Origin of the sequence: Pseudophaeobacter leonis (assembly GCF_002087335.1) — a bacterium.
In the GTDB taxonomy this organism is placed as follows: domain Bacteria; phylum Pseudomonadota; class Alphaproteobacteria; order Rhodobacterales; family Rhodobacteraceae; genus Pseudophaeobacter; species Pseudophaeobacter leonis.
In genome coordinates, this window is sequence record NZ_MWVJ01000020.1 from 50075 (window position 1) to 70340 (window position 20266).

General features: G+C 57.6%; 13 protein-coding genes and 5 pseudogenes. 7 read left to right on the forward strand and 11 right to left on the reverse strand.

Going from position 1 to position 20266, the window contains the following annotated elements:
* Positions 1-12 precede the first annotated feature (12 nt).
* Both gltA and B4968_RS06585 read left to right on the forward strand, forming a co-directional pair.
* Positions 13-1309 (forward strand): annotated as a pseudogene (gene gltA, locus B4968_RS06580) (citrate synthase).
* A gap of 351 nt (positions 1310-1660) precedes the next feature.
* Positions 1661-2581, forward strand: coding sequence for a calcium-binding protein (locus B4968_RS06585; RefSeq protein ID WP_083097624.1), 921 nt, complete (start codon positions 1661-1663; stop codon positions 2579-2581).
* Positions 2582-2835: 254 nt separating this feature from the next.
* Here the strand turns inward: B4968_RS06585 and B4968_RS06590 are convergent, their stop codons facing one another.
* From B4968_RS06590 to B4968_RS06625, 8 genes and pseudogenes are all read right to left on the reverse strand, one after another.
* Positions 2836-3612: an enoyl-CoA hydratase-related protein gene (locus B4968_RS06590; RefSeq protein WP_083097626.1), complete on the reverse strand. Its 777-nt coding sequence runs from the start codon at positions 3610-3612 to the stop codon at positions 2836-2838.
* Between the two features lie 142 nt (positions 3613-3754).
* Positions 3755-4243 carry a cytochrome c-type biogenesis protein gene (locus B4968_RS06595; RefSeq protein WP_083097628.1) on the reverse strand — a complete coding sequence of 163 codons (489 nt, stop codon included), beginning with the start codon at positions 4241-4243 and terminating at the stop codon, positions 3755-3757.
* Positions 4240-6199, reverse strand: a pseudogene (locus B4968_RS06600) (heme lyase CcmF/NrfE family subunit). The gene B4968_RS06595 and the pseudogene B4968_RS06600 overlap by 4 nt, the downstream one beginning before the upstream one ends.
* A 244-nt stretch (positions 6200-6443) precedes the next feature.
* A complete protein-coding gene (gene ccmE / locus B4968_RS06605; RefSeq protein ID WP_083097630.1) occupies positions 6444-6887 on the reverse strand; it encodes a cytochrome c maturation protein CcmE in 444 nt (147 codons plus the stop codon).
* A gap of 22 nt (positions 6888-6909) precedes the next feature.
* Positions 6910-7938: an N-acetyl-gamma-glutamyl-phosphate reductase gene (gene argC, locus B4968_RS06610; RefSeq protein ID WP_083097631.1), complete on the reverse strand. Its 1029-nt coding sequence runs from the start codon at positions 7936-7938 to the stop codon at positions 6910-6912.
* 141 nt (positions 7939-8079) lie between these two features.
* Positions 8080-8890: pseudogene (gene murI, locus B4968_RS06615) on the reverse strand (glutamate racemase).
* A gap of 10 nt (positions 8891-8900) precedes the next feature.
* Entirely contained in the window at positions 8901-9803 is a 903-nt protein-coding gene (locus B4968_RS06620) for a lysophospholipid acyltransferase family protein (RefSeq protein ID WP_083097632.1), read from the reverse strand.
* Positions 9804-10028: 225 nt separating this feature from the next.
* Positions 10029-13481: an indolepyruvate ferredoxin oxidoreductase family protein gene (locus tag B4968_RS06625; protein ID WP_083097652.1), complete on the reverse strand. Its 3453-nt coding sequence runs from the start codon at positions 13479-13481 to the stop codon at positions 10029-10031.
* 136 nt (positions 13482-13617) lie between these two features.
* On the opposite strand from B4968_RS06625, the gene B4968_RS06630 reads away from it, so the two are divergent.
* A complete protein-coding gene (locus B4968_RS06630) occupies positions 13618-14523 on the forward strand; it encodes a LysR family transcriptional regulator (protein WP_083097633.1) in 906 nt (301 codons plus the stop codon).
* Between the two features lie 162 nt (positions 14524-14685).
* Here the strand turns inward: B4968_RS06630 and B4968_RS23445 are convergent, their stop codons facing one another.
* Positions 14686-14832, reverse strand: a complete 147-nt coding sequence (locus B4968_RS23445; protein WP_161492550.1) for a hypothetical protein — start codon at positions 14830-14832, stop codon at positions 14686-14688.
* Between the two features lie 199 nt (positions 14833-15031).
* On the opposite strand from B4968_RS23445, the pseudogene purL reads away from it, so the two are divergent.
* The 3 genes and pseudogenes from purL to grxD all read left to right on the forward strand — a co-directional run bounded on the left by purL (position 15032) and on the right by grxD (position 18265).
* A pseudogene (gene purL, locus B4968_RS06635) lies at positions 15032-17196 on the forward strand (phosphoribosylformylglycinamidine synthase subunit PurL).
* 185 nt (positions 17197-17381) lie between these two features.
* Positions 17382-17618, forward strand: a complete 237-nt coding sequence (locus B4968_RS06640) for a BolA family protein (RefSeq protein ID WP_083097634.1) — start codon at positions 17382-17384, stop codon at positions 17616-17618.
* 284 nt (positions 17619-17902) lie between these two features.
* Positions 17903-18265: a Grx4 family monothiol glutaredoxin gene (gene grxD, locus B4968_RS06645; protein ID WP_083097636.1), complete on the forward strand. Its 363-nt coding sequence runs from the start codon at positions 17903-17905 to the stop codon at positions 18263-18265.
* Positions 18266-18530: 265 nt separating this feature from the next.
* Here the strand turns inward: grxD and B4968_RS06650 are convergent, their stop codons facing one another.
* Together B4968_RS06650 and B4968_RS06655 are read right to left on the reverse strand one after the other, a co-directional pair.
* Positions 18531-18932 (reverse strand): cell division protein ZapA, encoded by a 402-nt coding sequence (locus tag B4968_RS06650; protein WP_083097638.1) that lies wholly within the window; start codon positions 18930-18932, stop codon positions 18531-18533.
* Entirely contained in the window at positions 18932-19726 is a 795-nt protein-coding gene (locus B4968_RS06655; RefSeq protein WP_083097640.1) for a coiled-coil domain-containing protein, read from the reverse strand. Before B4968_RS06655 ends, B4968_RS06650 begins: the two co-directional genes overlap by 1 nt.
* A gap of 265 nt (positions 19727-19991) precedes the next feature.
* Between B4968_RS06655 and B4968_RS06660 the strand changes: the two are divergent.
* A pseudogene (locus tag B4968_RS06660) lies at positions 19992-20266 on the forward strand (transketolase); the annotation flags it as partial.

Sequence of the window (20266 nt, forward strand, 5' to 3'; positions counted from 1 at the left end):
GAAGGGACATCTATGACCGAGACACAGAAAACCGCAAAGCTCAGCTTGAATGGGCAAGACTATGAGCTTCCTATTTTCTCGCCAACCATTGGGCCTGATGTTCTGGACATCCGCAAACTCTATGGTCAGGCCGGCGTTTTCACCTATGATCCGGGCTTCACATCGACTGCCAGCTGCGACAGCACCATCACCTTTATTGATGGCGCCAAGGGCGAGCTGCTGCATCGTGGCTACCCGATTGACCAGCTGGCCTCACAGTCACATTACCTAGAGGTTTGCTACCTTCTGCTTTATGGTGAGCTGCCAACAGCGGCCCAGCTGGAAGACTTTGAGGCCCGTGTGACCCGTCACACCATGGTTCACGAGCAGATGCACAACTTCTTCCGCGGCTTCCGTCGTGATGCGCACCCCATGGCGACCATGGTGGGTGTTGTTGGCGCGATGTCTGCCTTTTATCATGACTCGACAGATATTGCCGACCCCTGGCAGCGCGAAGTTGCCTCTATTCGTCTGATTGCAAAGCTGCCGACCATTGCGGCGATGGCCTATAAATATTCGATCGGCCAGCCCTTTGTGTATCCGCGCAACGATCTGGACTATGCCGGAACCTTTGTGCACATGTGCTTCTCGGTTCCGGCCGAAGAATACAACGTGAACCCGATCCTTAGCCGTGCCATGGACCGTATCTTTACGCTGCATGCGGATCACGAACAGAACGCGTCGACCTCGACCGTGCGTCTGGCCTCCTCCTCTGGCGCCAATCCCTTTGCCTGTATCGCTGCTGGCATTGCCTGTCTCTGGGGCCGGGCCCATGGTGGCGGCAAATCAGGCCTGCCTCGAGATGCTTAAGGAAATCGGGTCGGTTGACCGCATTCCAGAGTTCATCGCCCGCGCAAAAGACAAGAACGATCCGTTCCGTCTGATGGGCTTTGGCCACCGTGTTTACAAAAACACCGACCCACGCGCCACGGTTCTGAAACAGTCAGCCGATGAGGTGCTTGAGCTGCTGGGTGTCGAAGACAACCCACTGCTGCAGGTTGCCAAAGAGCTGGAACAGACCGCCCTGAATGATCCCTACTTCAAAGAGAAGAAACTCTTCCCCAATGTCGATTTCTATTCCGGCATTATTCTTGAAGCGATGGGTTTCCCGACCTCGATGTTCACACCGATCTTTGCACTGTCGCGCACCGTCGGTTGGATTTCACAGTGGAAAGAAATGATCGCGGATCCACAGAACAAAATTGGTCGTCCGCGTCAGCTGTACCTCGGCCAGACCGCACGCGACTATGTGGATATTGAAAACCGCTAGATCGATCCCACGCAGATGGATCCCACACAGAAAAATCAAAGCCTCGCCATCCGGCGGGGCTTTTTTGTACTGTAGGCTCCCCCACAGATCATTCCGTTTCGCACCACGGCTCGTAAAACCCAGACGGGTCTCTCTTGTGGCCGCAACCAAACAGTTTCGTTCAATTGAACGCTATTCTTCGGCCAAACTGCGCTATTGGTTCCGCTCAGAAGACAATCCTGCCCTGAATGACAGATTGTCGAAGTGGCCCACTGGTTTATAGCAACAATGTAGAACAAATTGTCTTGTTCCAGCCATTCACTCTCCGTTGACTTGTAATCAAAGGTTTATCTATTTCTGGGGGATAGAAACATGTTGTGGATGGCGCTCTTGGGGCTCGGTTTGGTTGCCGGCATTGCTTTTATTGTAGATGACGACGATGACACCGCCTCCAGTTCGGATGGCGGATCGGATACAGATACCGACACCGATACTGGCGGTGGTGAAGAGATCGATCCCTTTATCGGCGCAAGCGGCGATGACGAGATCAATGGCGACAGCGAAGACAACACGATCCTGGGCAAAAATGGCGACGATGAGCTGAACGGGCGCGCCGGTGACGACCGTGTCTTTGGCGATGGTGGTCTCGACACCGTCGATGGCGGCTTTGGCGACGACAGTGTCTTTGGTGGCCACGGCGACGATCTGGTGCTGGGTGCGAATGGAGACGATCTGAGCCGCGGCGGCCGGGATGACGATGTTGTGCTGGATACCACTGGGGCGGATGTCATTTTTGGCGACGGCGGTAATGATGTGATCGTCGCCAGCGGCACCATGGACGCCGCAGCCTCAGACGCCTTCCTGGCAAATCCCGAACCTGACACGGGGATAGCCAACCTGCTGGACCAGTTGCAGATTGATTTCTCCGAGGACAGCGACGGCAGAGGCGATGCGATTTTTGCAGGCTCTGGCGATGATACGGTTGTGTTTGGCGCCGATGATACTGTCAGCGGTGGCGACGGAGCAGACACACTGCTGACCGCCTCCTGGCTCGAAGGCGACGACGCCGCGACAGTCACCGATTTCGACCCGGCAGAGGACCGTCTGCTCTATGCCTATGACCCTGCGGATGGCGAGCCGACGCTGACGATGGAGCTGGTCGACAACGGAGACGGCACCTCTGATGCGGTGGTTTCGGCCAATGGCGCGGCTGTGATGCGCGTCGAAGATCAGGACGATACCTTCGATCTGACCGAACACCTGCTTCTGATCAAAGGTGTCCGCACCGCCTGAGCCGTGTTTTGAAGGTGTTAAACTGCAAAGCCCGCGTTGGATCTGCTTGTCCGATGCGGGCTTTTTGCATGACTACTGGCGCTGGCGTAGGCCCTTTCCTGACAGCTCTCCGCGCCAAGTATATGCTTGATCCAAAGCTCCAACCAGCTCTGGGGCGACGATGGCGGGTCAAACGGAAGCCGCATTAAAAAGACCGGCCAGGCCCTCGCCCTGCCGGTCTTTTTACCCATATCAGCGCTGCAAGGCCTGTCGCCTTAGCGACCCTCGAACCTGGCTGGACGTTTTTCCAGAAAGGCGGTCACCCCCTCATTGAAATCGCGGCTTTTACCGCATTCGCCCTGCAAACGGGCCTCTGTAGAGAGTTGTTCCGGCAGGCTGTTGCCATAACTGGCGCGAATTGCGGTCTTGATGGCGCCAAAGGCCTTGGTCGGGCCATTTGCCAGATAGGCCGCGCGCGCCCGCCATTGGCTGTCAAATTCTGCGTCCGGCACCGCTTCCCAGATCATGCCCCAATCGCTGGCCTGGGTCGCGGAAATTTTATCTGCAAAAAGAGCCGCGCCCATGGCCTTAGCCAAGCCCATCTGCCGCGGCAGGAACCAGGTGCCTCCGGCATCGGGCATCAGGCCAATGCGGGCAAAGGCCTGCAGGAAATAGGCGCTTTCGGTTGCAATAACCACGTCCGCAGCAAGCGCCAGATTGGCGCCAGCGCCGGCAACCGGTCCGTTGATCACTGACATCGTCGGCACCGGGCAGTCATAGACCGCTTCCAGCATGGGGGTATATTCGTCGCGCAGCGTGCGCTCCAGATCGAGATCAGTGTTGCCTGAGGCATCGCTCAGATCCTGGCCGGAACAAAAGGCAGCGCCTGCTCCGGTCAACACAACCGCACGTGCCTCGCTCGCGGCGCGGCGCATGGCGTGGGTGATCTCTGCCCGCATCTGGCCAGTCAGCGCATTCATTTTCGCCGGACGGTTCAGAGTGATAATCGCCAGACCATCCTCAAGCGAATACAGGATTTCTTTATAGTCCATCAAAGCCTCGTTTTTTCTGCAGGCGGGCCAGCAGGACCCAATGTCAAAACCATGGTGGCGCAAAGTCCCAGAGGCGAAAAGCCGGACCCGGCGTCACAAGATCAAGAATTACACCTGTTCAAGAATTGCGCCCGGTCAAGAACTACGACTGGTCAAGAATTTTTCTCAGCTTCGCCTGCTCTTCGTCGCTCAGCTCCTGGTCACTGCTCTTGCCAGCACGCCCGCGTCCCCGCATATAACCTGCGGCCACGCCCAAAGCCAAAAGCAGCATGAAGGGGCCAGCCGCCCAAAGCAGCCAGTTGGCGCCGTTTGTGGTGGGGCGCAGCAAAACGTATTCACCATAGCGGTCGACAACAAAATCGATCACTTCGTCGTTGCTGTCGCCAGCCACCAGTCGCTCGCGCACCAAAATGCGCAGATCACGGGCAAGATCGGCATTGGATTCGTCAATGTTTTCATTGCGACAGACCAGGCAACGCAGATCTTTCGACAAGACACGCGCACGGCCCTCCAGCACCGGGTCAGACAATACCTCATCCGGCTGCACCGCCTGCGCCGGTACTGGCACGCAGGCCAAAGCAGCGAACACAACAACCGAAAGAGCTGATAAACCCGACCTAAAAGCACTCATTCTGCAGCCACCTTTGCATCCATTGGGTGCTTGGTAGCGCCAGCAGCAACCCGGAACCTACGGTCGCTCAGACTCAGGAAGCCGCCGAACGCCATCATCAGACAGCCGCCCCAGATCCAGTTGGCCAGAGGTTTGATGTAGGTGCGAACCGTCCAGCCGCCGCTTTCCTGCTGATCACCAATCACGACATAGAGGTCGCGCAAAAACCGGTAATCAATCGCCGCCTCTGTGGGTTGGCATCTTGGCAACCGGATAGTTGCGCTTTTCCGGGTGCATCACCGCCACCGATTTCCCCGCCCGCGTCACCGTGACGGTACCCATGGTGGTGAAATAGTTTGGCCCACGCGCCCGTGCCACAGCATCCAGCCGAATCTCATAGGCGCCAGCCGTGAAAGGCGCGCCGATCTGGGCCACGCGGATGTCTTCTTGCTGCCAGGCGGTCAAACCCGCAATGGCAAACACAGTCACACCAAGCCCCGCATGGGCCGTCGCCTTGCCCCAGTCTGCCCGAGGCAGACGCATCAGGCGCGCCAGACTACCGGTACGGCCCCAAAGATCAACCAGGGCGCCAAAGACCATCCAGGAGCCCAAAAACAAACCAACAGGCCCCAAAGCAGAGCGTCCCGTTTGCACAGCCCAGGCCAGCGCACCCAGCGCAAGCGCCAGCACAAAGGCATAACGCAGCTTATGGATAACCTGTTTTAGATTGCCACGCTTCCAGGGCAGCATCGCACCGATTGGCATTATCATGCCCAACAGCACCATAAAGGGGGTGAAGGCCGAATTGAAGAACGGCGGCCCCACAGAGAGTTTGCGACCAAAGGCCATTTCAGCCACGATCGGCCAAAGGGTGCCAAAGAACACCACAAAACAGGCAACGGCGAGCAGGATATTATTGGCAACCAGAGCGCCTTCGCGCCTGACGAGGCCAAAAACCCCCCTGGCCTGCATCGACTGCGCCCGCGCGGCAAACAGCGTCAGCGCGCCGCCGGTAAAGAAGGCGAGGATCATCAGGATAAAGATGCCGCGCTCGGCGTCATTGGCAAAGGCATGCACCGAGGTCAAAAGCCCGGAGCGCACAATAAAAGTGCCAATCAGCGAAAACCCAAAGGCAAGGATCGCCAGCAGGATGGTCCAGCTTTTGAGCGATTCACGTTTTTCGACCACAATGGCGGAATGCAGCAGCGCCGCTGCCAAAAGCCAAGGCATAAAGGACGCGTTTTCAACCGGATCCCAGAACCAAAAGCCGCCCCAGCCCAGCTCGTAGTAGGCCCACCAACTTCCAAGGGCGATGCCGATTGTCAAAAATATCCAGGCCGCCAGCGGCCAGGGACGCACCCAGCGGGCCCAGGCCGCGTCAACGCGCCCCTCGATCAGGGCAGCAACCGCAAAGGAAAACGCCATCGAGAGGCCAACATAGCCCAGGTACAGAAACGGCGGATGAAAGGCGAGGCCGGGATCCTGCAGCAGCGGGTTCAGATCCTGGCCGTCAAAGGGCGGTACAGCCAGCCGCAAAAACGGGTTCGAGGTGAACAGGATAAAGGCAAAAAAGGCCACACCAATCGAGGCCTGCACCGCCAGCACCCGCGCCTTGAGGGTTTGTGGCAGACCCGCGCCAAACACCGAGGCCAAGGCTCCAAACAGGCTGACGATCAGAACCCACAGGAGCATGGACCCCTCGTGATTGCCCCAGGTGCCTGAGATTTTGTAGAGCATCGGTTTGGCGGAGTGACTGTTCAATGTCACAAGGCGCAGCGAAAAGTCCGAGGTCACAAAGGCCCAGACCAGGGCGCCAAAAGCAAAGGCAGTAAAAAAGAACTGCGCCTGCGCTGCGGGCTCTGCCACGGCCATCCAGCCGGGCCAGCGTTTATGGGCACCAATCAGCGGGACCACCGTCTGGAAGATGGCGATCATGAAGGCGAGGATGAGGGCGAAATGTCCGAGCTCTGTAATCATGCTTTCCTCTATAGTCTGAAGCAAACAAGAGGCAAAGGGCAAAGCGCGCGTCGCGCCGCCGCAGGGCGATCACTTTTGCCCCGGCTCTCACGCTGGCTGGCAGCTGAGATCACCGCCACTGAAAGAGGCCGCGCGCAGCAGGCGATGCGCTGAGAGCGCCGCAAAGAATGCCTTGTAAAACCAAAAACACCCCACAAAGCCTGGGCTCTGAAGGGTGTTTCTTTGAGAGGAAACTAAGGATGCCTTAGCTTTCAGGCTCTTGATAGACGCCCTGTGCCTTCAGCGCATCCACAACTTCTTTTGGCATATAGGTTTCATCATGTTTAGCAAGAATTTCAGAGGCTTCAAAGACGCCATTGATGAAACGGCCGGTCCCCACCATGCCCTGATTTTCTTCAAACAGGTCCGGCAGAACACCTGCAAATGTCACCGGCACGGTCGCGCCGCCATCGGTGACTGCGAAGGATACAGTCTCACCCTGATCCCGGACCAGACTGCCATCCTCAACCAGTCCGCCGATACGAAAGACTTCGCTGGGTGGCGGTGGTGTCTCCACCACCTGACTGGGCGAGCGAAAGTAGTTGATCCCATCGCGCATGGCGTAACCGATCAGTCCGGTTGCCACCACCAAAGCGATAGCTGCGAGGGCCAGTACCTGGATCCGACGTTGCTTCTTGAGGTTCTTCATCTGTGGGGCTTTCCGGTTGCAGTTACGGGAAGAGAGGCGCCATCATCAGGCCTGCGGTCTCCTCCTCACCTAACATCAGATTGGCATTCTGCAAGGCCTGGCCGCTGCTACCTTTTGTCAGGTTATCCAGAGCGGCGAAAATAATGGCCCTGCCCTCGATCCGGTCGGCAGCGACACCGATATGGCAAAAGTTGGAGCCGCGCACATGGTGCGTACTGGGAGCCTCCCCAAAGGGCAGCACCGCAATAAAGGGTTCAGCAGCATAGGCGTCCTGCAGCGCCTGATGGATGGCCTGTGCGTCGCCTTTGACATAGACGGTGGCCAAAATTCCACGGTTGGCAGGCATCAGGTGCGGCGTGAACTGTACCTTGACGGGACGCCCAGCAAGGGCCGAGAATTCCTGATCAAATTCCCCCAGATGCCGATGAGTACTGCCAATGGCATAGGCGTGATAGCCCTCGCTCAACTCTGCATGCAGCAGGTTTTCTTTCAGCGCCCGTCCGGCGCCAGAGACCGCGCATTTCAGATCCAGACTGATGTCATCCAGATCAATCAAGCCGCTGGTGATCAGGGGGCGAAGGGCGAACTGGCCGGTGGCTGCGTTGCAGCCGGTACCCGCGACCAGCCGCGCCGATTTGATCTCTTCGCGGTAAAACTCGCTGAGGCCATAGACCGCCTCTTTCTGCTGCTCCAGCGCTGTGTGGGCATTGCCGTACCATGTCTCATAGGCGTCGGGATCACGCAGCCGGAAGTCAGCAGAAAGATCCACGATCCTTAGCGTTTTGGGAAGGGCTGCAATCACCTCCTGGCTGGTTTTATGCGGCAGGGCACAAAAGCACAGATCAATCTCTGAGAAATCAATTTCACCAATTTTACAAAGTGTTGGCAGCGGTATGTGACGCAGATGCGGAAAGACTTCGGCCATGGTGAGGCCTGCCTTGCGCTCTGCCGCAAGGGCGGTGATTTCAATGTTGGGATGGTTCGCAATCAGCCGAACCAGCTCTGCACCAGTGTAGCCACTGGCGCCAAGAATTGCCACTTTATGGGTCATGTCAGACCTCGCATTGATATGTCATTTGTAAGCCTCACCTGAAGGTCGTGAAGCATTGGGGTGGTGTTGGCTGGCGCCAGTGTTCCGGATCGCATCACGGCCAGGCGGCCGTATCAGTCCAGAGCGCTGTCTGGCAGCCTGTCAGGCAGCCTGAAAGCTGATCTCTTGTCGCAGGAACTGGGTGGCGCGGTCACTGACCCGGGTTGGGTCGCCCGTGGTAAAAAATCCGCCGACGCCCGCGCCCTGCATGTCAGGGTGGCGCTGCAAATAGTCCGCAAGGCTTTCGGCGACCAGATTTCCCTGACTGAAAACCGTGACGTCAGGCCCCAGAGCCTGCTGAAAACAGGCCTCCATCAAAGGATAATGTGTACAGCCCAGAATTGCCGCCTGAGGCTCGGGCATTTTGCGCTTTAACGCCTCGACATGGCTGCGCACCAGGGCTTCGGCCAGGATCATATCGCCGTCTTCGATGGCATCCACGATACCACCACAGGCCTGGGCTTCGACATCGACGGCGATGGCGCGAAATGCCAGTTCACGCTGGAAGGCCCGGCTGGAAACCGTTGCAGGCGTTGCAAAAAGGGCCACGTGTTTTACCGCGACCTCACGCGGCGGGCTGTTGTCGCCCCATTGCCGTTCGGTCAGCGATTCAATCAGTGGCACAAATACGCCAAGAACGCGCTTGCCCGCAGGCAGCCCCTCTTCCTGCATCCGGGCGCAGGGCAGCAGCAGAGGCGGTATTGCAGGCCAGAATAACCAGATCGCTGCCTTTGGACCACATATCCTCAACCGCCGCTTTGGTCAGCTGATAGATGTCCTCGGCGTCACGCACACCGTAGGGCGCACGCGCGCTATCGGCATAGTACAGAAACTCCACATCAGGCAGACGGGATTTAGCGGCGTTCAGGACGGTAAGCCCGCCCAGGCCGGAATCGAAAATGCCAACAGCCATTGTCTCACTTTCAGGCGCGATGTTTTTCCTCAAACTCAAACCCGTAGTGCAAAGATTTGAGCGGCTTTGGAGACAGCTCATACGTGGCTTTGCGCAGGAAATCCATCATTCCTTTTGTATCGCCCACCAGGGGGTTCAATCTGTCGCGGCCAATCGGCTCACCAATCACCACGCCAACGGGGCTGTCTACCCTTGCCTTGAATTCTTTCAGCAACAAACCCATCCGCAGCGTTGCATGCAGATGGCTGGCAATCTGGAACAGGCGCGAGGTATGGCCTTCAAAATAGACCGGCACCGCCACGGCGTCGGATTTGGCCACCATACGGGCGGTAAACCCACGCCAGCCCGGATCCATCGGCATGGCAAAGGGATGCACGCCCGTTGACACGGTGCCGCCGGGAAAGATGCCAATAGCACCGCCCTGCCCGAGAAAGTCCAGCGCCCTCTTGCGGGTGGCAATGTTGCCCCGTGCGGCGGCCTTGGTTTGCGCAAAAGAGATCGGCAGAACAACCTCGTGCAAATCATTGGCCTGACAAAAGATCTGATGCGCCAGAATGCGGAAATCACCCCGGGTGTCCGCGAGGATCTTGCCCATCATCAAGCCATCCAAAATACCAAAGGGATGGTTGGCGATCAAAAGGACCGGGCGATCCTTGGGAATATTGCTCAGGGTCCCGCCAATCACATCCAGGCTTAGCCCGTAGCGTTGCGCCATCACCGACCAGAAATCGCCGCCAGACTGCAGGTCAGTCTTATAGCCCTGGGCGCGCCTTATCAGCTGCAGCCGCCCGGTGGAGTTCTCCATCAGGCGAATGACAGCCCGGCCAACCCGGCTTTCAGAGGAATGCGCATATGAGATCTGCTGCGCGATCTGGCTCTTTGTGCTTGCGCCATGCTCTGTTTGAAGGGTCATTGCGTGTCCTTAGTCCGGTCTTAAAACGACAGCCTTAAAACGACAGCCTCATAAGATTTGTCGTTCTTTTGCCGGAAGTATCGCCATCCATCGTAACAATGGAATGACAGGCGAGACGCCTCGGGCTGCCCTCAGGCCCGGACATGAAAAAGCGCCACGCAAAAGCGCGGCGCTCTCATTCTGGGTCGAAAAACAGCTCAGCTCGTCCTGAGTTATTAAGCGGCGCTATTCTGCTGCGTTTTTCACCGGTGTGCCCGCCTGCTGCAAAGCGATCAACAGCTCTTCGCGCCGCTTCGCCGCCTTGGCCTCACTCTCAAGTTTGACCGGACCAAATCCGCGGATTTGCAGTGGCAACTCCGCTAGAGCGATCAAAGGCTCAAGCGTGTCGGCGCTGGCCTTAGGCAGCCATTGCTGCATGTCGTTCTCATACTGTTTGATCAGTGCGCGCTCCATCTTGCGCTCGGCGGTGTAGCCAAAGACATCCAGCGGCGTGTTGCGCAGGGGCTTCAGCTTTGCCAGCAGGCGCAGCCAGGGCGTCAGACCGGGGCCGAATTTGCGCTTTGTTGGCCGACCATTGACCATTTTGCCACCAAAGATCGGCGGCGCAAGGTTGTACGAGACCTTAAGATCGCCCTCAAACTCTGCCGCCAGCTTTTCCTGGCTCGACAGCAACAGACGCGCGACCTCGTATTCGTCCTTATAGGCCAACAGCTTATGATAGCCTTTTGCCACGGCCTCTTTCAGCGCCGGATCTGAAATTGGCGCCAAAAGCTTGTCGTACCGTTTGGCAAGACCCTTGCCCTGATAGGCCACCAGTTGCGCCGCGCGGAAGGCGATTTTTTCGTCCAGCGATTTAGGCAGCGCAACGACGCTGGCGGGTCTTGAGATTTTTGCCGCCTCAGCAGGGGCTACACCCGCCCAACGGCCGATCTCAAAGGCGCGCAGATTGCGCTCTACCGCAGCCCCATTCAGTGTTATGGCCTCGACGATTGCGCTATGGCTGACGGGGATCAATCCCCGCTGCCAGGCAGCGCCAAACACCATCATATTGGAGAAAATCGAATCTCCCATGGTGGCACGGGCCAGCTCTGAGGCGTCAAAAAGCGACAGATCATCCCGCAACCGGGCTTGAAGAGCCACCTGCAAGCGGTCGGTTGGCAACTGAAAATTGGTATCGCGGGTAAAGTCACCCGTGATGATTTCATGACTGTTGACCACGCCACCCGTGCGCCCGGTTTTCATCAGGCCAATGGTTTTGGCGCCGGCGCTGACCACAAGATCGCCGCCGATCAGCGCATGCGCCTCACCGGTGGCGACACGAATGGCGCTGATGTCTTCGGGGCGTTTGGCAAGACGGCAATGGATATGCACCGCGCCGCCCTTTTGCGCCAGCCCAGCCATCTCCATCATGCCGGCGCCAAGCCCATCAATCTGCGCAGCCTGAGCCAGGACCGCACCAATCGTCACAACGCCAGTGCCGCCAACGCCGGTGATCACCACGTTATGGGTGCCATCAATTGTCGGCAGCTTTGGCTCTGGCAGGTCCGGCAGGTTCAGCTCTGCTGTAGCTTCTTTACGAATTTTGGCGCCCGCAACTGTGAGGAACGAGGGGCAAAACCCGTTGACGCAAGAGAAATCTTTGTTGCAAGAGCTCTGGTCGATCGCCCGCTTGCGCCCCAGCTCTGTCTCTTTTGGCACGTTCGACACGCAGTTGGACTGAACGCCACAATCGCCGCAGCCTTCGCAGACATCCGGGTTGATAAAGACCCGCTGATCGGGATCCGGGAACAGACCCCGCTTGCGACGGCGGCGCTTTTCCGCAGCGCAGGTCTGGATATAGATGATTGCAGAGACGCCCTCGACCGCTGCGAATTCCTTTTGCACCTGCATCAGCTCGGCCCGCTCATGCATGCGCATACCTGCCGGGAACAGCTTGGGGTCCACGTCCTCTTTGTCATCATAGACCACGGCAATCGTTTTCATGCCCATGGCTTTCAGCTCATGTGCGATCTGCTGCGCCGTGAGGCCGCCTTCGGCCTGCTGGCCGCCGGTCATGGCAACCGCGTCATTGAACAGGATTTTGTAGGTCATATTGGTGCCCTCAGCGAGGGCTGCCCGAATGGCCTGAACACCAGAGTGGTTATAGGTGCCGTCGCCCAGGTTCTGGAACACGTGCTTGCGATTGGAAAACGGTGCTTCGCCAATCCAGTTGGCGCCTTCAGCCCCCATATGGGTAAAGCCCGTAGTTTCGCGGTCCATCCACTGCACCATAAAGTGGCAGCCAATACCGGCATAGGCGCGGCTGCCCTCGGGGATTTTGGTCGAAGAGTTATGCGGACAGCCAGAGCAGAAATACGGCAGACGGGCCGCGATCTCTTCGGCGTTATCCGCCCGTTTGGCATCCTGCAGCGCCTCAAGCCCCGCCTTGATCGCCTCGGCGTCGCGGCCTTCCTCAATGAGAATTCCGCCGAGCTTTTCAGCAATCATAATCGGGTCTAGCGCGTATTTCGTCGGGAACAATTCTTCACGGCGGCCGCTGTCTGTCTCGCCTTTGTACCAGCCATAAACCCGGCGTCCCCGGCGGTTGTCAAAGATCGCTTCCTTGATCTGCACCTCGATCAGCTTGCGCTTTTCCTCAACAACCACAATCAAATCAAGGCCTTCAGCCCATGATTTAAAGCCCTTCATGTCCATCGGCCAGGTCTGTCCCACCTTATAGGTGGAGATCCCTAGGCGTTCGGCCATGGTCTCGTCGATATTCAAAAGCGACATCGCATGCACAAGGTCGAGCCAGTTTTTGCCAGCAGCTACAAAGCCGATTTTGGCGCCAGGTTTGCCCCAGACGCGTTTGTCCATCTTATTGGCATGGCTAAAGGCTTCGGCGGCAAAGCGCTTGTAGTCGATGATGCGGTCTTCTTGTTGGAACCGGTCATCAGACAGACGAATGTTGAGCCCATCGGCAGGCATATCGAAATCAGGTCTCACCAGTGTCATCCGGTCCGGGTCACCATCGACAACAGAGGTCACCTCGATGGTGTCCTTCATCGTCTTCAGACCTACCCAAAGGCCGGAAAAGCGGCTGAGCTCATAGCCATAGATGCCGTAGTCGAGGATCTCCTGAACGCCTGCGGGGCTGACAATCGGCAGGTAGCAATCCAGCAAAGACCACTCAGACTGGTGCAGCACGGTAGAGCTTTCGCCGGTGTGATCATCGCCCATGGCAACAAGAACGCCGCCGTTTTTGGAGGTGCCGGCCATATTTGCGTGCCGGAAGGCATCGCCAGAGCGGTCAACACCGGGGCCCTTGCCATACCAAAGGCCAAAAACACCGTCATATTTGCCTTCGCCGCGAATCTCAGCCTGTTGTGCGCCCCAAAGGGCCGTTACGGCGAGATCCTCATTCAGACCAAACTGAAAGGTGACATCAGAATTGTGCAGCTGCTTTTGCGCCCGCTGCATCTGGGTGTCGACCGCCCCAAGCGGCGAGCCGCGATAGCCGGTCACCAAGCCCGCCGTATTGAGCCCCGCTGCCGTATCACGTGCCTTTTGCATCATCATCAGGCGCACCAGCGCCTGGGTGCCATTCAACATGACGGGTGATTTGCTCAGGTCATACTTGTCATTGAGCGAGATCTTTTGCGTGCTCATCCGGTCCTCCCAACCTAAATTTGCTTGCATTGCTTGACCCAACATTAGGTCACACATACTGACCTGTATAGGTGGTTTTTTTACTTTTCCCTCGCGTCGCTTTGGGAAATTGATAAAAACCTAGGATTTCATATAGTCTACTACAAACAGATCGAAAGTGACGGTTATGGATTGGGATAAGCTGAGAATATTTCACGCAGTTGCGGATGCAGGCAGCCTGACCCATGCCGGGGATAAGCTGAACCTGTCCCAGTCTGCTGTCAGTCGCCAGGTGCGCGCCCTTGAGGAGAGCCTCAATGCGACGCTGTTTCATCGCCATGCGCGGGGATTGATTCTCACCGAGCAGGGTGAGCTGCTGTTTGACGCCACCAAATCCATGTCGGCACGGCTCGAGGCTGCCTCTGCCCGTATTCGCGACAGCGAAGAAGAGGTGTTTGGAGAATTGCGCGTCACCACCACCTTTGGCTTTGGCACCCTGTGGCTGGCGCCGCGACTGACAAAGCTATTTGAACAATATCCTTTGTTGAAAATCGATCTGATGCTGGAAGAGCGGGTTCTGGACCTGCCCATGCGAGAAGCCGATGTTGCGATCCGCATGAAAGAGCCAAGCCAGGCGGATCTGGTGCGCAAGCGCCTGATGACCGTGCAGATGCGTCTTTATGCCTCCCGTAACTATCTCGACCGCAACGGCACCCCAGAGGCCCTGTCTGACATCAAGGACCATCGCCTGATCTGTCAGAACCAGCGTTCCGCCCAGGTGGGATCCGCCTCTGTGCTGGTGCAGCGGCTTTTGACCCACAATCCCGGATCGCTGCTGACGGTGAACAACTACTTTGGCGTCTTGCAGGGCGTGTTGCACGACCTTGGCATCGGCATCCTGCCCGACTATGTCACCGAAGACTTCCCTGATCTGGTCGAAGTGCTGCCCGATGAGGTCAACAGCGGTGTGCCGGTCTACCTCGCCTACCCTGAAGAGCTGCGCCATTCACAGCGGGTTTCGGCCTTTCGGGACTTTGTCCAGACCGAGATCATGGCCCATCGCAAGCATATGAAAGAACTGGGCAAACTCTAGCTGTGACGCGCGCAACCGCAAGCCATGCAAAAACCGCATAGCGGAAATGCCGTTATTAATGCGTTAAACATCTTGATGGGTCAGCATCCAATCCCTAAATGAGGCTCATGAAGACGAGGCGCAAGCCTTTCTTCATACCTCCCTGTTGGACTTCGGCCGAGCTTAGTGCTCGGCCTTTTTTTTGCCCATAGCCTCCCACAACACAATATATTTGCCGCGCCCATGCCGGGAAATTTCAAATTTGCGCAGCATTAATGCAGCTGCACAGGTCTGTTGCTGAAACTTGATGCAAGTTGGTGTATCCAGCACCCGCTATCCACACCCGCAATCCACACCCGCACGCCGCGCGCCCTGCACACAGTCGGTCACGCAGCAGCCCCATAATCCTTGCGCGCCTGCGGCCCTGCGGCCGCCAGAGGTGTTGCCGAGCTTAGAAAGCCCCTTCCCCATCTGCCACGCATGCTCTAAAAGCCGCCTCAGTAGCACCATGGGGGGCCAAAACAGCGCCATGCAAGAACCAGCCATCACACCCGAACTGATCGCAAGCCACGGTTTGAACACCGAAGAATACGGCATGATCCTCGAGATCATCGGTCGCGAACCCAGCTTCACCGAGCTTGGCATCTTCTCGGCCATGTGGAACGAGCACTGCTCGTATAAATCCTCCAAAAAGTGGCTGCGCACCCTGCCCACCGACGGACCCCAGGTCATTTGCGGCCCCGGTGAGAACGCAGGCATCGTTGATATTGGCGATGGCGACGCGGTGGTCTTTAAGATGGAAAGCCACAACCACCCCTCTTATATTGAGCCCTATCAAGGGGCTGCCACCGGCGTTGGCGGCATTTTGCGCGATGTTTTCACCATGGGCGCCCGGCCCGTGGCCTCGATGAACTCGCTCTCCTTTGGTGAGCCCTCCCATCACAAGACCCGCCAGTTGGTCAATGGTGTGGTTGAGGGCGTTGGCGGCTACGGCAACTGCTTTGGCGTGCCCTGCGTCGGCGGCGAAGTGCGCTTCCATCCCGCCTATAACGGCAACTGCCTGGTCAATGCCTTTGCCGCTGGCCTCGCAAAGACCGACAGTATTTTCTACTCAGCGGCCTCGGGCGTTGGCATGCCGGTTTCTACCTTGGCGCCAAAACCGGCCGTGACGGCGTTGGTGGCGCCACCATGGCCTCGGCCGAGTTCGACGACACCATTGAGGAAAAACGCCCCACCGTTCAGGTTGGCGACCCTTTCACCGAAAAGCGTCTGATGGAAGCCACCCTTGAGCTGATGCAGACAGGCGCTGTGATCTCGATCCAGGATATGGGCGCTGCGGGTCTGACCTGCTCGGCCGTGGAAATGGGCGACAAAGGCAAGCTTGGCATCAAGCTGAACCTCGAAGACGTGCCACAGCGCGAAGAAATCATGACCGCCTACGAGATGATGCTCTCGGAAAGCCAGGAACGCATGTTGATGGTGCTGAAGCCAGAGCTGGAAGCCGCGGCCCGGGCGGTGTTTGACAAATGGGACCTGGATTTTGCCATCGTTGGCGAAACCATCTCTGAGGACCGCTTGTTGATCCTGCACAACGGCGAAGTTAAAGCCGATCTCGTGCTGTCAAAACTGGCATCAACTGCGCCCGAATATGACCGGCCCAGGGTGGCCACGCCTGCGGCAGAGCCGCTGACGGATGCGGATGTACCCACGATTGATCCCATCGACGGCTTGAAGGCGCTGCTAACCTCACCCAACTATGCCGGCAAACAGTGGGTCTATGAGCAATATGACACCACTGTGATGGGCGATACCGCCCGCCGCCCCGGCGTTGGCTCTGGCATTATCCGGGTGCACGGCACCGATAAACGCCTCGCCTTCACCTCGGATGTGACGCCGCGCTACGTTAAGGCGAACCCGGTTGAAGGTGGCAAACAGGCCGTGGCCGAAGCCTATCGAAACCTGACAGCTGTTGGCGCCAAGCCATTGGCAACAACAGATAACCTGAATTTTGGCAACCCTGAAAAGCCCGAGATCATGGGCCAGTTCGTGGGCGCCATCCAGGGGATCGGTGAGGCTGTGGCCGCGCTGGATATGCCCATCGTGTCCGGCAATGTGTCGCTCTACAATGAAACCGATGGTCAGGGCATCCTGCCCACACCAACCATTGGAGCCGTGGGCCTGATTGCCGCCGGCGAAGAGGCCATCACGGGGGAGGCCCGCGAAGGTCACATCGCCCTGTTGATTGGCGAAACCCTTGGCCACCTTGGGCAGTCGGCGCTGCTGGCAGAGGTGTTTAATCGCGAAGACGGCGACGCACCTGCGGTGGACCTCGCGGCCGAGAAACGCAACGGCGAGTTCATTCGCGCCAACCGCGATCTGATCAAGGCCTGCACCGATCTCAGCGATGGCGGTCTGGCACTGGCCGCCTTTGAGCTGGCCGAAGAGGCTGGCGTTGGCGTGCATATTGATGCTGGCGACACACCGACCCTGTTTGGCGAAGATCAGGCACGCTATCTGGTGGCCTGCAACTTTGATCAAGCCGAGGGTCTGATGCTGGCGGCCGGACAGGCCGGTGTTTCGTTGACCACCGTCGGCAAATTCACCGGCGACACCGTCAAAATCGGCGGCAGCGAAGCGCCACTGGCTGAGTTGCAGCAGATCTATCGCACAGGATTTGCAGCAGCCATCGCCTAAGGGCGCAACAGGCCACTGCACTTAAAGACCAAGGCGCGCATTCTCTGTGCGCCTTTTTCTTGCGGATCTGTCGCGCGCGGCGCCCTTTGGCCAAACCGCACCACACGAACAATTGGGCATGAGAGCTTGCACTGCTCCCGCGGCCATCCTAAATTCCATGCAAGACCACACCAAGGACAGCAAACATGCCTATGCAAGCCAACGAAATCGAAGATCTTCTGCGCGAGACGTTTCCTGATGCGGAAATACAGGTCGCAGGTCAGGACGGCGTGCATATGTCTGCCATGGTGGTGGACGAGAGCTTTCGCGGCAAGAACCGCGTACAGCAGCAACGCGCTGTCTATGCCGCGCTGAAGGGCAAAATGGATGGCGCCAATGGCGAGCTCCATGCCCTGGCGCTGACCACCAAAGCACCGGAGTGACCTTTTCTGATTGGATACTATGGGCTGCACTGGCCGCTTTGATCATCGCCGTTTCTATTCCGGCGATAACTAAAAAGAAACGGCACCGGCCGTTGAGCCGATTACAGCCTGGCAAGTCATCCAAATCAGAAAAAAAGGTTGAGCTTGGACAAGAAGCAACTGATTTGGAAAGCGTAGAACGCGTCCACAAAGAAAACCAGCGGATAGAATCTGCACACAGAAGCCGGGCCAATCGAAACAATAGATGAATGCACCAAAAGGTGCTGTGACCTAAGGAAAAAACTATGAGCGACGCAAAAACCCGCATCGACGAAACCGTAAAAGCCAGTGACGTGGTGCTCTTCATGAAGGGCACCAAGGACATGCCCCAATGTGGGTTTTCCTCCCGCGTGGCCGGCGTGCTGAACTACATTGGTATTGAATACACTGATGTAAATGTTCTGGCCGACGAAGAAATCCGCGCCGGCATCAAAGAGTACTCCGACTGGCCCACCATTCCGCAGCTCTATATCAAGGGCGAGTTTGTTGGCGGCTGCGACATCATCACCGAGATGACCCTGTCAGGTGAGCTGGACGGTATGTTCTCGGACAATGAGATCGCCTTTGACAAGGACGCCGCTGACAAGATCCGCGAAGCAAACGGCTGATACCACCGCTGCAATCTGATATCTGTCTGGCCTGAAAACTGTCTGGTCTGAAAACTGTCTGGCCTGATAACTGCGTGCTCTGGGTGCTATGCGTAATGCGCTGACCTTTGAAAACAAAAAAGTCCCTTCTGGAATGCACCGGAAGGGACTTTTTATTGGGCCACAGGACTATATTTCCACTGGATCTTCAATGGGTTTTCACAGGTTCTTCACAGGGCCCTCACTGGTCTGTCGCGAAAAGCCATGTGCCACATGACGCGCAGGCTTATGCGTCGGCGGCGATTTTCTCTTCCAGCTGCAGCGCCAAGGATTCTGCCTGAGCCGCCAGCTCTGCCAGGGTTTCCGGAACCTGCGGCGGCACCACCGGCACCTCGATACGCTCGGGCTCTGGTGCCGGGGTATTCTTCAGGGCTTCCAGTTCCGCGTCGCGCTCTGCCAGTGTGGCCTCAACCTCTTTGATCCGGTCCTCAACCGCGGCAGTCTTATCCGCCAGCATCAAACCCGCCATCAACAGCATGCGCGCCTCGGGCATCCGCCCGATCTGATCAGAGAGCACCTGTGCCTCGTCATCCAGCATCTTGGCTGCGGAATGCAGATAGCTTTCTTCTCCAAGCTGACAGGAAACCTCAAACCCACGACCGCCAATATGAATAGTAATTTCAGGCATCAGACTTCCTCTCCTTCTGGAAGGTTTTGCGCAGAGTCGGGCAGGTTTTGTGCAGACGCCAACAATGGCTCCAGCTTGGCAAGCACCGCATTGACCTGCGCCTGATCATTGGCCTGTGCGGCACGCAGATCTGCATTGGTGCTGCGCAATTGTTCATTGGCGAGGCGTAGCTCTTGCAGCTCTTCATTCCCTGGAGACAGATCCTGGCTTCCGTCAACCCACTGTGAAGGCCCTTCCTGCGCAGCTGCAAGCTGGGCCTTCAGAGCCGCAATCTCTGCCTCGTTGGCGGCTTGATCCACGGCTGCGCCCAGATCACCTTCGACGCCACCAGAGGCCTCCTGGATCTGCGCCAATAGCTGTTGGTTTGTCGCATCAAGTTCTGAGAGCTGGGTTTCCAGCGCTTCTTTCTCTGCGGCCAGCCCATTGCCTGCACTCTCCAGTGCTGACTTAAGGCGGCTCACTTCGAGCTTCAGCGCGTCCCGCTCATCGGTATTGCCGACCTCATTGCGCAACAACTCAAGCTCGGCCTGCAGCGCTTCCATATCGCCGTTGCCTGCGGCTGAAGAGCCTTGCTCTTCCTCTTTAAGGCGGCTGTGCAGGGTTTTCACCCGTTCTTCAAGCTGCGCATTGGCTGTCTTCTCTTCATCCAGAGCTTGCTCCAGATCCGAGGTGTCAGCGGCGACCCTGGCCTCTTCTTTGGCCTCCGCCCGGGCCTGCTCCATTTTGCCAACCCCAGCACTGATCCGCTCCATGGCGGCCAGAATGCGGCCCTGCAACTCTTCGATCTGCGTCATGCCTGTCCCTCATCCCTCATCAGTTCAGCTGCGGGTTTTTGTGCATGGTGTGCCTGCACCCGCCCTCAGCCAGCGCGAATCGCTTTTTCACATTGCTGTTAGCAACAGCTTAACGGAAGCAGGAGTAAAACACCCCCTCTTTGCTTTCAAGCACTTGCAACCCTCACTTCGTCTTACCGGCAGGGAATAGCGCAGAAAGCTTGATCTTTGGGCTGTCACTGGTATTGAGCGCCTGACCCGCCTGGTAACCCAAAGGAAAAGTTCAGTGGATCTGACAGCCCTGCGCACCGCTAATCCCGATCATTGGAACAAGGCCGCGGCCATTCGCGCCCTCGCCCTTGATGCCGTCGCCGCCGCCAACTCCGGCCATACCGGCATGCCCATCGGCATGGCCGATGTCGCCACGGTTCTATTTGAAAAGCACCTGAAGTTCGACGCCGCCGCACCTCAGTGGCCCGATCGCGACCGCTTCATTCTGTCGGCCGGCCACGGCTCTATGCTGATCTACGCGCTGTTGTACCTGTGCGGTGACAAACAGGT